The following is a 14686-nucleotide window of genomic DNA, read 5'->3' as shown; positions in this document are numbered from 1 at the left end:
ATGGGATGTACCATTACGCGATATTAGCGAATCCGGGTCATAACCGAATTTACTTTGATAGCGCAATGACCATTGCCTGTTCAGAGCTAAAAGCAATTTTAGCTTCACAAGGCGTGGATGTGACAGAAATTGGTAGTAAAGAGGTTGGCTTACCTGCAGCGTTGGTGTTTTCTTGTCAGGAAGCTCTAAGCGATGAGCAGACGCGAAGAATCGCAGCCTCTTCGATTTACTATGCACTATTTGAAGTGCGCGAAGATGGTTTACTTCGACCAATTCAAGCGCCAGCGTTCAATACTTTCCCGGAAAGCATGAGTCAGATTCTGCGTTATACCGGGAAAACAAACGAGCAGTTTACTCGCTTGATGGTGAATATCGGCATTAGTGCGTCCAATACGGGAAGTAAACAACTGACCTTAATGGATCCAATGTGTGGTAAAGGTACAACCTTGTTTGAAGGCTTGATCCATGGTTTGAACGTGGTGGGGGTAGAGATCAATGCCAAGTGGGTGCAAGAGATCCAGACCTTTATCGTTAAGTTCATGAAGAATGGCCGCTTTAAGCACAAAGTGAGCAAAGAAAAGCGCACTGCGGGTGGCAAGAAAGTGGCGGATGGTTTCGTGGTTGAAGCTGCAGCAAATAAAGAAGATTACAACCAAGGCAATCTTCAGTTTATGAAGCTGTATTCGGCTGATACTCGTATCGCTGATCAAGTCGTGAAAAAGAACTCAGTTGATGTGATGGTGTCTGATCTGCCTTATGGTGTGCAGCACGGCAGCAAAAATGCCAAGGACAGCAAACTGAACCGCAGCCCACTAGAGCTTTTAAACGAGGCTCTGCCTGCATGGAAAGTGGTATTGAAAAAACAAGGTTCAGTGGTGTTGTCTTTCAATGAATTTACATTGAAATGGAAAGATGTCGCGGCATTATTTGAAGAGCAAGGCTGGAAGGTACTTTCAGAAGAGCCTTACATCGGTTATCTTCACCGTGTTGATCAATCTATCAACCGCAATATTATTGTGGCAGTAAAACCATAATCGACTTGAGTCGAACGAACCCTATGGAAAAGCCAACGACACGTTGGCTTTTTTTACCTCTGAGCTCAACGAGTTCTCTTGTAAATAGAAGGTAGAGAATGAAACCGACAGTGGAAATTTTGACAGATATTTTGGCGGAAGTGCGCCCTTTAATCGGCCAAGGCAAAGTGGCTGATTACATTCCTGCTCTGGCAAAAGTACCCAGCAACAAGTTAGGTATTGCGGTATACACCAACGAAGGTGAGGTTATTAAGGCGGGCGATGCCGATGAACCTTTCTCTATCCAATCTATTTCAAAAGCATTGAGCTTGACGTTAGCGATGTGCTTGTACAAGCAAGAAGAAATTTGGTCTCGAGTGGGAAAAGAGCCTTCGGGGCAGGCATTTAATTCGCTAATCCAGCTAGAAATGGAGCAAGGTATTCCTCGCAATCCTTTTATTAATGCTGGAGCGATAGTTGTGGCGGATCTGTTGCAAACTCGCTTATCTGCACCTCGTCAGCGCCTATTGGAATTTGTACGTCAGCTTTCTGGTGATACTCATATTGTGTATGACAAAGTCGTCGCGGCATCCGAAATGATGCATGGTGATCGTAATGCGGCGATTGCTTATCTCATGCGCTCGTTTGGTAACTTCGAAAATGAAGTAATTCCAGTGCTGCAAAACTACTTCCACGCTTGTGCACTGAAGATGAGCTGTGTCGACTTGGCTAAAACGTTTAGCTATTTGGCAAATAAGGGCACATCGGTACAAACGGGTAAGCCCGTTGTTTCTCCCGTGCAAACCAAACAACTTAATGCACTGTTAGCAACGTGTGGCCTGTATGATGGCGCGGGCGAATTTGCTTATCGTGTTGGCATGCCTGGTAAGTCTGGTGTCGGTGGTGGCATTATCGCGGTAGTACCTGGCGAAATGACCATTGCAGTATGGTCTCCAGAGCTTGACCCTTCAGGTAACTCCCTTGCTGGTACTAAGGCGCTTGAATTGCTATCGGAGCGAATTGGCCGTTCGATTTTCTAATGTTGAATGTTCTATATAAAAAGCCTCTCAATTGAGAGGCTTTTTTGTTTTTGGGCTGCTTTACTCTTCGCTTTCTTCGGCCATAAAGGCTTCGAGCAAATCATTAAGGAAGAGCTTCCCTTTTTCAGTTATTTGCCAATGAGTGGCGGTTTCACTCAAGTAGCCCATTTCTAACGCCCAATCGATGGTTTCTTGAATCGTACTGAGCGGCAAGCCTGTGGTGTCCACGTAATCTTGCTTCGGGCATGCTTCCATTAAGCGGAATCGGTTCATAAAGAACTCGAATGGACGGTCTTCATCCGCGACGACATGTTCTGTATGCAGATAAGGTTTGACCATATTTTGATACGCCGCTAAATAGCCTCGCGGGTGTTTTACCTTCGTCGTTCGAATAATACGTCCGTCGGTAAAACTGAGTTTGCCATGAGAGCCACAACCGATACCAAGGTAATCGCCAAAGCGCCAGTAGTTGAGGTTGTGCTGACACTGATAGCCCGGCTTACTGTAACCCGAGATTTCATATTGCACATAACCCGCGGCTGCAAGTTTTTGGTGTCCGAGCTCGAAAATATCCCACAAGTCATCATCATCAGGTAGCGTTGGTGGCTTGTAGTAGAACATGGTGTTTGGTTCGATGGTCAGCTGATACCAAGACAGGTGCGGCGGTGCCAACTCAATCGCTTTGTCCAAATCTGCCAAGGCTTGTTCGATGTTTTGATCAGGTAAGCCGTGCATGAGATCGAGGTTAAAGCTGTTCAAACCGATTTGGTGCGCTAATTTAGCAGCATTGACGGCTTCGTCTTGGCCGTGAATGCGCCCCAAACGCTCAAGCTTCTGTTGCTCAAAGCTTTGCACGCCGATAGAGATACGCGTTACACCAGCTTTGCGGTAGCCAACAAAACGCTCTGCTTCGATGGTGCCTGGGTTCGCTTCCATGGTGATCTCAATTTCTGGCTTAAACGGAATACGCGCTTCAATGCCCTTAAGTAGACGCTCGATGCCTTCTGCCGAAATCAAACTCGGCGTACCACCACCAATGAAGATTGAATGCAGTGGACGTGGCACTTCGTTAAGGCGGTATTTCTGAATGTCAGTATCTAAATCTTCTAGAAGAGCACTGATGTACTCTTCTTCTGGAATCTCGGTTTTGAGCGCGTGAGAGTTAAAGTCGCAATACGGGCACTTTTGTACACACCAAGGGATGTGTACATACAAGCTGAGTGCTGGGGGCGTTAACATGGTCTAATTCGCTCGTGATTACTGAGACACTTGCTCAGACAGTTGAGCAAACAACGACTTGAGCGCTTTACCGCGGTGAGACAGTTGTTTTTTACGTGCAGGTTCAAGTTCGGCTGACGCACAGTTGTTTTCAGGAACAAAGAAGATTGGGTCGTAGCCAAAGCCATTTTCACCGTGCGCTTCAGTTAGAATGCGGCCTTCCCATTTTCCGTGGCAGACGATAGGCGTTGGGTCGTTCTCGTGGCGCATGAGGACTAATACGCAGTGGAAACGTGCTGTACGTTCTGCTTCTGGTACGCCTTCCATTGCCGATAGCAATTTTTCTAGATTCTCTTGATCAGATGCGTTCTCGCCTGCGTAACGTGCAGAGTAAATGCCCGGAGCGCCTTTTAAGAAATCGACTTCTAAGCCAGAGTCGTCTGCAATCGCAGGAAGCCCTGTTTCTTGTGCGGCATGGCGAGCTTTAATTATTGCGTTTTCAATGAACGTTGTACCCGTTTCTGCTACTTCCGATACATTGAATTCACTTTGCGCTAATACTTCAAAACCGAAGTCAGACAATAAATCTGCCATTTCACGAACTTTGCCTTGGTTACCGGTTGCTAGCACAATTTTTTTCATGGGAATCTCTTTTAATAGTGATAGAGGAGAACAAATCGTTCTCCTCTAGATATTCTTTAACTAATAAGTGGTTTTTAGCCTGCTTAGATCCAAAAGCTTTTGGATCATCACAACCCAATTACTCTTCAACATAAAACTTCTGGGTGAATTTAAGCTTACCAGAGCCTTTGTTTCCAGCTTTTACGTCAATATCGAAAGTAAAAGTTTCTTCGTGGGTAATTGGCAGTTCGGCTAAATAGTATATCGCATTGCCTTCTTTGACTTCACGAAAGGACAAGGTCTGAGTTTGGCCGATGAGGTTTTTCGCGCGTCCAGCAATTTTTGCTTCTAATGCAGGTTTACCCAATGAAGCTCTATCTAGCACGCTAATATTAACCACAGCGAGGTATCCATTACGCTTGATATCGTAGCTACGTGCGACTTTCGGTGTTAAGAATGTCGAGTTAAACGCGACATAGTGTACTTCGATATCTTTCATATTTTTAAACTGATCGGCGAAGCTTGGTAACGACAATAGGCTGATCAGTAATGCGGTAATCCATTTGCTCATTGTTACTTCCTCAAAGCACTTGTTATAAAACAACCATAGCCGCAATTTTACCTTGGTCACGGGGTAAAAATGCGAACTCAGTCATTGGTACTAGTAAGTGTGGTACAAAATTGTAAATAAAAAGCCATCATAAGATGGCTTTAATTTCTGTCGGTATCTGGGTAGGTGATTCTATCCGAATTTGTTTGTGCCGTCCTAATTCACCTTTTTCTATGTGAACCAAACCCTTAGCGATTTTAAACTGCTTGGCTAAGAACTTAGTTAGGTGCGCATTAGCTTTGCCATCGACAGGTGGAGCAGTAATGGCGATTTTGAGCTCTTCACCATGCAAGCCTACGATTTTATCGCGGCTTGCTTTAGGTTGAATATAGAGCTTTAGGATGATGTCCTCGCCATCTTGCCAAACTGCGGCTGACATTATAATTGGAACCAAATTGGACCAATGATATCACCCATCAAGAAGTTCGCGAACTGCAAGCCGATAAACAGCACCAGTACGCTCAAATCAAGACCACCAATAGCCGGAATAATACGACGGATTGGTGCGCACATTGGCTCGGTTAATTGATGGAATACGTACTCGATAGGGCTGCGACCTTGGCTTACCCAGCTCAAAATTGCACGGATCAATAGTACCCAGAACAGCAAACCTCCAGCGGCTTTGATTAATGATAACAAGCCCAAGAACAAGAAATCAGCGCTGAAAGAGACGGAACCGTTAGAGGCTATCAGGATCAGAACGACAAATTTAAGCACACACAGCACGTAGGCAAACAACACGGTTGCTAGGTCAATATTCCCCACGGATGGGATAATGCGGCGTAGTGGACCAATGACCGGCTGAGTCGCTTTTACTATGAATTGCGAGAATGGGTTGTAGAAGTCTGCGCGTGCAGCTTGCAACCAAATTCGCAAAATTACGACCATGATGTACAGGTCAAATAGGGTTGAGATGAGAAAACTCATTGAATTCATAAGGTACCCTTAACAAGTGATGGATGATACTAAACGGAGTTCATCCAAATAATTAAAACAGTTTTTCCATTTCTTCCGCGCGAGCCACAGCAGCTTGCATGGCTTTAGCAACAATATCTGAAAGTTGATGTTCGTTGAATGTACGCAGTGCTTCTGCCGTTGTCCCACCTTTCGATGTTACGTTCTCACGCAGGGTCGATAGCTCAGTTTCTGGGTTGCTAACCACCATACTGGCCGCGCCCAATGCAGCTTGCTGAACCAATAGTCGAGCGGTGTCTTTATCAAAGCCTTGAGCAATCGCTTCTGCTTGCATCGCCTCCATAAACAGGAAGAAGTATGCCGGAGCACTGCCAGCTGCGGCAATCACATTATTGATGCCAGACTCTTGCTCAACCCAACATACTTTACCGACCGCTTCCATTAACTCTGCGGCAAAAGCTTTGTCTTGCTCAGTTACATGGGCTGGTGCGAATAAACCACTCATGCCCAACCCAAGTTGTGATGGCGTATTTGGCATAACACGAACCAAGTTCAATTTGGTGGCTAGCATATCATCCAATCGTGAACAGTTGATGCCAGCGGCAATAGAAATCACCAGTTTATTAGTGAAATCGATCGCTTGCAGTGGTTTACAAACATCAGCCATCATTTGCGGTTTCACAGACAATACCACCACATCCGCCTCGGTCGCAGCTTGGATGTTATCGCTGGTGGTACGGATGCCAAAATCTTGTTCTAGCGGAAGACGGCGTGCCTCTGAAGGAGCTGTCGCGGTAATGTTTTGCGCTGGGTATCCGTTAGCAACCAAGCCAGAAACAATGGCTCTCACCATGTTGCCAGCACCAATGAAGGCGATTTTTTTATGTTCCATTTGTCTGATTTCCATCATGATATTTAGAGTTTATTGTGCGCTCAGGTGTATAATGGCGCCGCTGTTACTTACTGCTCCTATTGGCGAGTAAGATGATCGCGCGATTTACTCTTTAATTTAACGACGAATTTATGTCGCTAGTGAGCGTTTTGTTGATTTAGCTGTAGTCTCGCGCGCCGAAAATAGCGGTTCCAATACGAACCATTGTACTACCAGCTTCGATTGCAGCGGTCATATCACCACTCATTCCCATTGATAATGTATCGATTTCTGGGAACTGTGCTTCGAGTGTTTGCTTCAATGTGGCCAACTTATGAAATTCATGAAGTTGTGATTCGTAGTCAGACACGTTGGCAGGAATCGACATCAACCCTCTTAAAGTGAGGTTGGGTAGGCGAGAAATCAACTCTGCCAGCTCGAATACTTCCGCTTCGGTGACACCAGACTTAGATGCTTCACCACTGGTGTTAACCTGAATCAGAACTTGTAGCGGTTTAAGTTCACTTGGACGCTGATCATTCAGGCGTTGAGCAATCTTGGCTCGATCTATGGTGTGAACCCAATCGAAATGTTCGGCAACAAGTCGCGATTTATTCGACTGAATCGGGCCAATGAAGTGCCATTCGATTCGATTATCTGGATAATGCTCGGCAAAGTGCTGAACTTTACTGACGCCCTCTTGGACGTAGTTTTCACCAAAGGCGGTTTGTCCCGCTTGGTGGGCTTCGAGAATTGCCTCGACAGGTTTAGTTTTGCTTACCGCTAGAAGTTGCACTGACTCTGGAGTTCGACCACATTTTTGCTCGTCATATCGAATTTGAGAGGTGATATGTTCAATATTTTGTTGAATACTACTCATAGCTGTACTTTAGACTTAAGGATTTTAAATGGATATCACTGAGTTACTGGATTTTAGTGTAAAACATAATGCCTCAGATCTACATCTTTCTGCAGGTGTCCCACCAATGGTTCGTATTGATGGGGATGTGAGAAAACTAGGCATTCCAGCGTTTACACACCAAGAAGTGCATCGTTTGGTTTTCGAAATCATGAACGATGCCCAACGCAGTGAGTTCGAAGAAAAACTCGAAGTCGACTTCTCTTTTGAGTTGCATAACGTTGGTCGTTTCCGTGTCAACGCTTTCAACCAATCTCGTGGCTGTGCGGCAGTATTCCGTACCATTCCAAGTAGCATTCCAACTTTGGAAGAGCTGGAAGCTCCCGAGATCTTCAAAAAAATTGCGAACGCTGAAAAAGGCTTAGTTCTGGTTACTGGCCCAACAGGTTCTGGTAAATCGACGACCTTAGCAGCCATTGTTGACTACATTAATCGTAATCACAACAAGCACGTACTCACAATTGAAGATCCGATTGAATTTGTTCACAACAACAATAAATGTTTGATCAACCAGCGTGAAGTACACCGTGATACGCATAGTTTCCAAAACGCACTGCGCAGCGCATTGCGTGAAGACCCGGATGTCATTCTGGTTGGTGAGATGCGTGACAAAGAAACCATCAGCCTTGCGTTAACGGCGGCGGAAACGGGGCACTTAGTGTTCGGCACGTTACACACTAGCTCAGCGGCAAAAACCATTGACCGTATTATCGATGTGTTCCCTGGCAGTGATAAAGACATGGTGCGCTCGATGCTTTCTGAATCCCTTCGTTCGGTTATCGCGCAAAAGTTATTGAAACGTAATGGTGGTGGCCGTATTGCATGCCATGAAATCATGATGGCAACGCCTGCGATTCGTAACTTGATCCGCGAAGACAAAGTCGCGCAGATGTATTCGATCATTCAAACTGGTGCGGCTCACGGCATGCAAACCATGGAGCAAAATGCTCGTCAGTTAATGGCACAAGGTATGGTCGCTCGTGAAGAGGTCGATAGTAAGATCGGGTTAGAAGTGCAGCAATTCTCGTAATACGTAGGTGAACACGGAAGATGGATCTAAATAAATTTCTCGAAGGTATGCTGGCGCTGAAAGCGTCGGATCTTTACATCACGGTTGGTGCGCCAATTTTGTTTCGCGTGGATGGCGAATTACGACCTCAAGGTGAAAAACTCACCGAGAGTGATGTAGCGGCATTACTCGACAGTGCTATGGAGCCAGATCGGCGTCAGGAATTTCGTAAAAGTCGTGAGTCGAATTTTGCCATTGTGAGAGATTGTGGCCGCTTCCGTGTTAGTGCCTTTTTTCAACGGGAATTACCGGGTGCGGTGATTCGTCGTATTGAAACCAATATTCCCACCTTTGAGCAATTAAAGTTACCGTTAGTGTTGCAAGATTTAGCGATAGCCAAGCGTGGTTTGGTGCTGGTGGTTGGTGCTACTGGGTCAGGTAAATCTACCACAATGGCGGCAATGACGGGCTATCGAAACAGCAACAAGACGGGACACATTTTGACGGTCGAAGATCCGATCGAATTCGTGCATGAGCACAAGCGCTGTATCGTGACTCAACGCGAAGTTGGGTTAGATACGGAAAGCTATGAAGTTGCGCTTAAAAACTCGCTGCGTCAAGCGCCAGATATGATTTTGATTGGCGAGATCCGTAGCCGTGAAACAATGGAATACGCGATGACTTTCGCCGAAACGGGCCATTTGTGTATGGCAACGTTGCACGCCAACAATGCCAACCAAGCTTTAGAGCGCATTCTTCACTTGGTACCGAAAGATCAAAAAGAACAATTCTTGTTCGACTTGTCGATGAACCTAAAAGGCGTGGTTGGTCAGCAGCTGATCCGAGATAAAAATGGGCAGGGGCGTCATGGTGTGTTTGAGATCTTGCTAAATAGCCCACGTGTGTCGGATTTGATCCGTCGCGGAGATTTGCATGAGTTGAAGTCAACCATGGCTCGCTCAAATGAGTTTGGTATGCTGACGTTCGATCAATCTCTTTATAAGTTGGTGATGCAAGGTAAGATCAGCGAAGAGGACGCGCTGCACAGTGCCGATTCGGCGAATGATTTGCGCTTGATGTTGAAAACACAGCGTGGCGAAGCATTCTCTACGGGCAGTCTTGCTAACGTTAAGATCTATATGGATTAAGCGTGTTTAGACGAAAAAAGGTTGGCACTTGCCAACCTTTTCTTGTTTTGAGTATTGTGTTTTATTCACCCCAGAGGGCTTCAAACCAGCTTTCTAGAATCACCACCGCTGACTGGCAGTCCACATTCCCTTTCGATAGGGCTTTGTAGCCGCCCATGCTGAACAACTCCGCACGAGCTTCTGCTGTAGATAATCGCTCATCATGCAGTTCAACAGGTAAGCCGTATCGGCCTTGCAGACGCTTAGCAAATTTTCGTGCACGAGGGGTTATGGTCTCAAGGTCTTTGCCATGAAGATCAGTTGGTAAACCGACCACTAGCAAATCTGGTTGCCACTCTTTGATTTGCTTTTCGATATCGTCCCAATTTGGAATACCGTCATTGGCTTTAAAGGCTTTTAATGGGGAAGCCGTACCAGTAATTTCTTGGCCAATAGCGCTACCAATGCTTTTGGTTCCAAAGTCAAAAGCCATAATTGTGCGTGACATAAGGTGTCTCTATCTAATGTAACTGTATTTCGGACTAAGCATGCCCAGAGTCTGCTGAAAGATGACTGGGGTCGATGCCCAGCTTTTCGACCGCTTTCTTCCAACGCTCGTTGATTGGTGTATTAAAGATAATTTCAGGCGTCGCTTCAATGGTGAGCCAAGAGTTTTCGACCAGCTCATTTTCTAATTGGCCTGCACTCCAACCTGAGTAGCCAAGTGCCACTAAGTAATCACTTGGTTCTGCTTCTGTTCCTAACACCGAAAGAATATCACGTGAAGTGGTTACCGCGAGGTCATCGGTCATTTGGACGCTGGACTCGTAGTAATCTTTAGGTTTATGCAGAATAAAACCACGATCTTCCGAGATTGGGCCGCCATTGTAGACTGGTCTATCTAGGCTGGCTTCAAATAGGCGCGGGTGTACTGGCTGAACTTCCACCTGCTTGAGCATGTTGCCGACGGTGATATCAACAGGAGCATTGATCATCAACCCCATAGCGCCGTCTTCGTTGTGCTCACAAACGTAGATCACGCTGTTTTGAAAGTACGGATCTTTCATCCCAGGCATGGCAACTAAAAAGTGATTTGTGAGATTCATACTCATATTGACCCTTAACTCTCGTAAATGCCCTTAAGCAAAAATCATACAGTTTACCACCTAGGTATGTGCATGAGTTTGCTTAAGTTAATGTACTACGCTCTCTATTAACTGTAATACAGTTTGAGTTATTCGCCTTTTACTCGACGTTCAATCGCATCCATCAGTTTGCCAGTGATTGAGATGTCAAAAGCCGCTTCAATTTCGCGAATACAGGTTGGGCTGGTGACGTTGATTTCCGTTAGCTTATCGCCAATTACGTCAAGGCCAACAAAGATAAGGCCTTTTTCTTTCAGTGTAGGAGCCACAGTTTGAGCAATCTTAATATCGGTCTCGCTTAGTGGTCGAGCCTCACCTGTGCCACCAGCTGCAAGGTTACCGCGCGTTTCACCTTTTGCAGGAATACGAGCTAGACAGTAAGGTATTGGTTCACCATCTACGACTAAGATACGTTTGTCACCGTTGCTGATATCTGGCACGAAGGTTTGCGCCATTGCGTAGTTTTGACCGTGGTTGGTAAGTGTCTCGATGATTACAGAGACGTTAGGGTCGTTTTCTTTTACGCGGAAGATAGATGCGCCGCCCATACCATCAAGCGGTTTTAGGATGACATCACCATGTTTTTCACGAAACTCTTTAATTTTCTCTGCTTTTCGCGTCACGATTGTCGTTGGTGTCAGCTCAGGGAACCACGCTGTAAACAGTTTTTCATTACAATCACGTAGACTTTGAGGTTTGTTAACGATCAGTGCACCTTGTTCTTCTGCACGCTCAAGGATGTAAGTCGCGTAGATGTATTCTGTGTCAAACGGAGGATCTTTACGCATTAGTACAGCGTCTAGCTCAGACAGTTCGATCGTTTGCTCTGATTTGAACTCGTACCAACCGTTTGGATCTTCTTTTAGCTCCACCACTTTAGTATCTGCAATGGCAACGCCTTGATCGAGATGCAGATCATTCATTTCCATGTAGTGGATTTCATAGCCGCGTCGTTGCGCTTCAAGCATCATGGCAAAGCTAGAGTCTTTTTTGATGTTAATGGACGAAATTGGGTCCATCACAATGCCGAGTTTGATCATTATTTTTCTCCGTTTAACCAAGATCGCCGAAACGAACTTGTAAGGCTGTAATTGCTGTCAGAGCCGCTGTTTCGGTGCGCAGAACGCGAGGGCCGAGTAGCGTTTCTTCAAATTGATATTCTCGAGTCATCTCGATCTCTTCAGACGATAAACCGCCTTCAGGGCCGATTAGTAGGCGCACTTTTTCAACCGGTGTTGGCAGTGTGTTGATTGAGTAGTTAGCACGAGGATGAAGATTGAGCTTTAAGCCATCGTACTCTTCTTTACACCACTCTTCCAAGCTCATAATTGGACGAATTTCTGGAACGACATTGCGTCCACACTGCTCACAGGCACTGATGGCGATTTTTTGCCATTGCGCGAGTTTTTTCTCAAAGCGCTTTTGGTCAAGCTTGACGCCACAACGTTCGGAAATCAGAGGTGTGATGGTATTGACGCCAAGTTCCACTGACTTTTGGATAGTGAACTCCATCTTATCGCCACGTGAAATAACTTGACCAAGGTGCAGGTCTAAAGGGGATTCAATACTGTTTTCTACACGCTCGGTAATGTTAACCAAAACCGTCTTTTTGCTGACTTCACTGATAACCGCTGGGAATTCTGCGCCGCTGCCGTCAAATAGGAGAACGTCTTGGCCTTCTTTCATGCGCAGAACACGGCCGATATGGCCTGCTGCGTCGTCACTTAAAGCAAGTGAGCCAAGTTGATGAATGGTTTCTGGATGATAAATTCGAGGGATACGCATGAGATTTCCAGCAAGAGAATAAACTTAAACCCTAACATGGATGCTTTAAACCGAAAAAACAAGGGGCAAGAAGCGTTTCAATATCAGTTATTGAAACGCTTCAAGGTAGAGGAGCACTAGAGTGCGCGACAGGCTTTTTGAACAAATGGGTTATGATTGCCTTGTACTTTGGCAATGCGCTCGTCACGCTCACATTCCCATTTATCGACTGGGTAGGTTTTGTTCCAAGCACTCATCAACTGCGTTTGCTGTTTTGATAATTTAAAGCCGTACTCTTTGCTCATGTATAGGTAGGTACGAGCAATCGAACCTCGAGCACGGTCTGGTGGCATGACTTTACGCTGCTTAAAGTTCACTTGCATCTCACAGCGACCATAACTCACGCCATCGACGCCGTTCCATTGGCTAAAGTTGTAGTTCGAACGGTCACCGTTTACTTCACCAATAGCAGGGGTTAGGTTGTGCAGGTCTGCTTCCATCAAGCGAAAGGTTTTGTCTTTTTTCTTGCAGTTTTTACGTCCGCCATCTTGCCAGCATTGACGCTGGTGGCCAAATTGCCACGCAGGTACCACATGCTCCCATTCGATTCGTGCGGCCCGCTTTTCCTGTTTACGGACTTGGTAACCGCAAGAGGCTAAATCTGGGGAGCCTTTTTTGCCTTGCCATTGAATGTTGCAGCCACAGTAAAAGCTCGTTGGATGGTCTTGATAAATTTTTACCGCCTCACGTTTGGCGGCAGAGAATGAGCTTGGTGGCGCGGCAACCGCAGTGCTAGAAAGCGCGATAAGTAACAAAGAGAATAGGTATTTCATGATTAAAGTCTTTATAAAGTATGACTTTATTCATAGTAACACGCATAAAATAGCTTTAGTGATGAGTAAGTTAACAATAAATGGCGAAGGGAAGGTTTTGATAAACTCGATCTTTATTTTGGGAACGCAAGTAACACTATGAGATATAGATTACGATAATTGAACGCCCGTGAAGTTAAGTGGTTGGCGGCATTTTTGACAAGAGTACGTCGCCTCTTTGCGCAGCACTTTATTATGACGGCGAATCGATAGAGGGTAGGTCATACAACCACAACGATACTCAAAGGTTTTACCTTGAACGGATTTTACTTCAAAGCTGTGAGTGGTTTTGGCTGGCACTTTAAATACGGCTTCCATGACACCTTGCCATTCTTTGCCGTGAGGTCTAACTCGTCCGTAAACCTGATAGGTAATTAGGTGTGCTACCTCATGAGGAATGACTTCATCTAAGAATGCTTGGGTGTTTTCGCGAAATAAAACGGGATTTAGGCGAACTTGATTTAATTGAAGGTAGGCTTTTCCTGCCGCTTTCCCGCGGACGTTGAAGGTGACCGTTGGAATAGGGAAAGAACGTTTGAAAGCTTGCTCTGCCATCGCGATGCAATCCGCCATCACTTGCTTGGCTTTATAGCTTAGTTCTATATCCACAACTCACCTCGATAAATCAAATAAAAAAGCCCCCGCATTCGCGAGGGCCAGATCATAGCATCAGTTAATTACGGAGTGTGTTTTTTCTTGATGGTGGCATGGTAAGCGTGCCATGTACCGTAGCCTAGAATTGGCATGGTAAACAACATTCCGATCCCGTACGTTGCAAAGCCGATAAGAATACCGCCGCAGATGATCGCTGCCCAAACAATCATCGCTGGAATGTTGGATTTCACCGCATTAAAGCTGGTAAATACAGCGGTCATCATGTCTACGCGACGCTCCATCATAAGCGGAATAGAAAAGGCTGAAATGCTAAACACCACACAAGCCAAAACAAATCCAACTAAAGATCCTATCACAAGGAAGGGTAGGAACTCACTTAAAGATGCCCCTTGAACAGAAGGGTAAAGCGCATGAAGTAGAGCGGCAATGCGCATCCAAAATATCATACACACTGCGAGTAACACGGCGAATGCCCATTGAGATGTTGAGTTACGACCGATCGCTTTCATGGAATGGAACAAGCTAGCTTTGTGTCCGCGCTCTCTCTCCCAACTGGCATCATACAAGCCGAGCGCGAGAAATGGACCGATTAACATGTAAACAATCAAACTGGGCATGACGACCAAGTGTGTGCCTTGCCATTGTACGAGCAAAACAATACCTATCGCAGCCGCCATAAAACAGATGCCATAGAAAGCACTGATGAGGGGCATTCGCACGAAATCATGCAGACCTAATGCGAGCCAATGAAAAGGTGCAGAAAGATTGACCGTATTACACGGTATGGTTCTGGCGTATTCGTTATCTGGCACTTCCTTTCGCTTGTTGTGGAAGTCCGATGGATTAACAGTTCGAGGCATAACTCCTCCTTGATTTATTCCCACATTATCCGCTTATACCAACTGACAGCGGTTTTTGTTCAGTCAAACTTGAAGCGACTTTTTCAA

At 45.6% G+C, this 14686-nt stretch carries 18 protein-coding genes; 4 read left to right on the top strand and 14 right to left on the bottom strand.

The annotated features are described in order from the left end of the window. Window positions 1–5: 5 nt before the first annotated feature. Together ACHFJ9_RS20545 and glsB are read left to right on the top strand one after the other, a co-directional pair. A complete protein-coding gene (locus ACHFJ9_RS20545; RefSeq protein ID WP_150919473.1) occupies window positions 6–1034 on the top strand; it encodes a TRM11 family methyltransferase in 1029 nt (342 codons plus the stop codon). Between the two features lie 98 nt (window positions 1035–1132). Further along, a complete protein-coding gene (gene glsB, locus ACHFJ9_RS20540; RefSeq protein ID WP_005393987.1) occupies window positions 1133–2053 on the top strand; it encodes a glutaminase B in 921 nt (306 codons plus the stop codon). 60 nt (window positions 2054–2113) lie between these two features. On the opposite strand, the gene hemW is transcribed toward glsB, so the two are convergent. From hemW to ACHFJ9_RS20505, 7 genes are all read right to left on the bottom strand, one after another. Beyond that, the gene (gene hemW, locus ACHFJ9_RS20535; RefSeq protein ID WP_395356148.1) at window positions 2114–3292 is read right to left on the bottom strand and encodes a radical SAM family heme chaperone HemW; all 1179 of its coding nucleotides are present in this window, start codon (window positions 3290–3292) and stop codon (window positions 2114–2116) included. 18 nt (window positions 3293–3310) lie between these two features. Further along, complete coding sequence (locus tag ACHFJ9_RS20530) at window positions 3311–3913, bottom strand: XTP/dITP diphosphatase (protein ID WP_046875112.1); 603 nt, start codon at window positions 3911–3913, stop codon at window positions 3311–3313. 118 nt (window positions 3914–4031) lie between these two features. Further along, the gene (locus ACHFJ9_RS20525) at window positions 4032–4463 is read right to left on the bottom strand and encodes a DUF4426 domain-containing protein (protein ID WP_005393982.1); all 432 of its coding nucleotides are present in this window, start codon (window positions 4461–4463) and stop codon (window positions 4032–4034) included. Between the two features lie 127 nt (window positions 4464–4590). Further along, window positions 4591–4881, bottom strand: a complete 291-nt coding sequence (yggU, locus tag ACHFJ9_RS20520) for a DUF167 family protein YggU (RefSeq protein WP_005393980.1) — start codon at window positions 4879–4881, stop codon at window positions 4591–4593. Then, entirely contained in the window at window positions 4881–5438 is a 558-nt protein-coding gene (locus tag ACHFJ9_RS20515) for a YggT family protein (protein WP_012841393.1), read from the bottom strand. The genes yggU and ACHFJ9_RS20515 overlap by 1 nt, the downstream gene beginning before the upstream one ends. Window positions 5439–5490: 52 nt before the next feature. Next, window positions 5491–6309, bottom strand: coding sequence for a pyrroline-5-carboxylate reductase (gene proC / locus ACHFJ9_RS20510; RefSeq protein ID WP_047008834.1), 819 nt, complete (start codon window positions 6307–6309; stop codon window positions 5491–5493). A 157-nt stretch (window positions 6310–6466) separates the two neighbouring features. Beyond that, complete coding sequence (locus ACHFJ9_RS20505; RefSeq protein WP_258661906.1) at window positions 6467–7168, bottom strand: YggS family pyridoxal phosphate-dependent enzyme; 702 nt, start codon at window positions 7166–7168, stop codon at window positions 6467–6469. A gap of 28 nt (window positions 7169–7196) precedes the next feature. Between ACHFJ9_RS20505 and ACHFJ9_RS20500 the strand changes: the two genes are divergently transcribed. Then, the gene (locus ACHFJ9_RS20500) at window positions 7197–8237 is read left to right on the top strand and encodes a type IV pilus twitching motility protein PilT (protein WP_005381015.1); all 1041 of its coding nucleotides are present in this window, start codon (window positions 7197–7199) and stop codon (window positions 8235–8237) included. Between the two features lie 20 nt (window positions 8238–8257). Continuing rightward, window positions 8258–9364 (top strand): PilT/PilU family type 4a pilus ATPase, encoded by a 1107-nt coding sequence (locus tag ACHFJ9_RS20495; protein WP_395356144.1) that lies wholly within the window; start codon window positions 8258–8260, stop codon window positions 9362–9364. Between the two features lie 61 nt (window positions 9365–9425). On the opposite strand, the gene ruvX is transcribed toward ACHFJ9_RS20495, so the two are convergent. From ruvX to ACHFJ9_RS20460, 7 genes are all read right to left on the bottom strand, one after another. Then, window positions 9426–9851 carry a Holliday junction resolvase RuvX gene (gene ruvX, locus ACHFJ9_RS20490; RefSeq protein WP_005381017.1) on the bottom strand — a complete coding sequence of 142 codons (426 nt, stop codon included), beginning with the start codon at window positions 9849–9851 and terminating at the stop codon, window positions 9426–9428. 34 nt (window positions 9852–9885) lie between these two features. Beyond that, window positions 9886–10449, bottom strand: a complete 564-nt coding sequence (locus ACHFJ9_RS20485; protein ID WP_005393973.1) for a YqgE/AlgH family protein — start codon at window positions 10447–10449, stop codon at window positions 9886–9888. 128 nt (window positions 10450–10577) lie between these two features. Then, window positions 10578–11528 carry a glutathione synthase gene (gshB, locus tag ACHFJ9_RS20480; RefSeq protein WP_395356141.1) on the bottom strand — a complete coding sequence of 317 codons (951 nt, stop codon included), beginning with the start codon at window positions 11526–11528 and terminating at the stop codon, window positions 10578–10580. A gap of 13 nt (window positions 11529–11541) precedes the next feature. Next, window positions 11542–12273, bottom strand: a complete 732-nt coding sequence (rsmE, locus tag ACHFJ9_RS20475) for a 16S rRNA (uracil(1498)-N(3))-methyltransferase (protein ID WP_005393970.1) — start codon at window positions 12271–12273, stop codon at window positions 11542–11544. A gap of 116 nt (window positions 12274–12389) precedes the next feature. Continuing rightward, window positions 12390–13085, bottom strand: a complete 696-nt coding sequence (endA, locus tag ACHFJ9_RS20470) for a deoxyribonuclease I (protein ID WP_005393967.1) — start codon at window positions 13083–13085, stop codon at window positions 12390–12392. 150 nt (window positions 13086–13235) lie between these two features. Continuing rightward, window positions 13236–13733, bottom strand: a complete 498-nt coding sequence (locus ACHFJ9_RS20465; protein WP_012841396.1) for a SprT family zinc-dependent metalloprotease — start codon at window positions 13731–13733, stop codon at window positions 13236–13238. Window positions 13734–13801: 68 nt separating this feature from the next. Then, on the bottom strand, window positions 13802–14599 hold the full coding sequence (locus tag ACHFJ9_RS20460; RefSeq protein WP_005393959.1) for a DUF2189 domain-containing protein: 798 nt from the start codon (window positions 14597–14599) through the stop codon (window positions 13802–13804). Window positions 14600–14686: the final 87 nt, after the last annotated feature.

Source organism: Vibrio sp. D3, from assembly GCF_043995865.1.
GTDB classification, from domain to species: Bacteria; Pseudomonadota; Gammaproteobacteria; order Enterobacterales; family Vibrionaceae; genus Vibrio; species Vibrio diabolicus.
The sequence above is the reverse complement of the archived record's forward strand: the minus strand, read 5'-3'. Positions and strand labels throughout refer to the sequence as shown.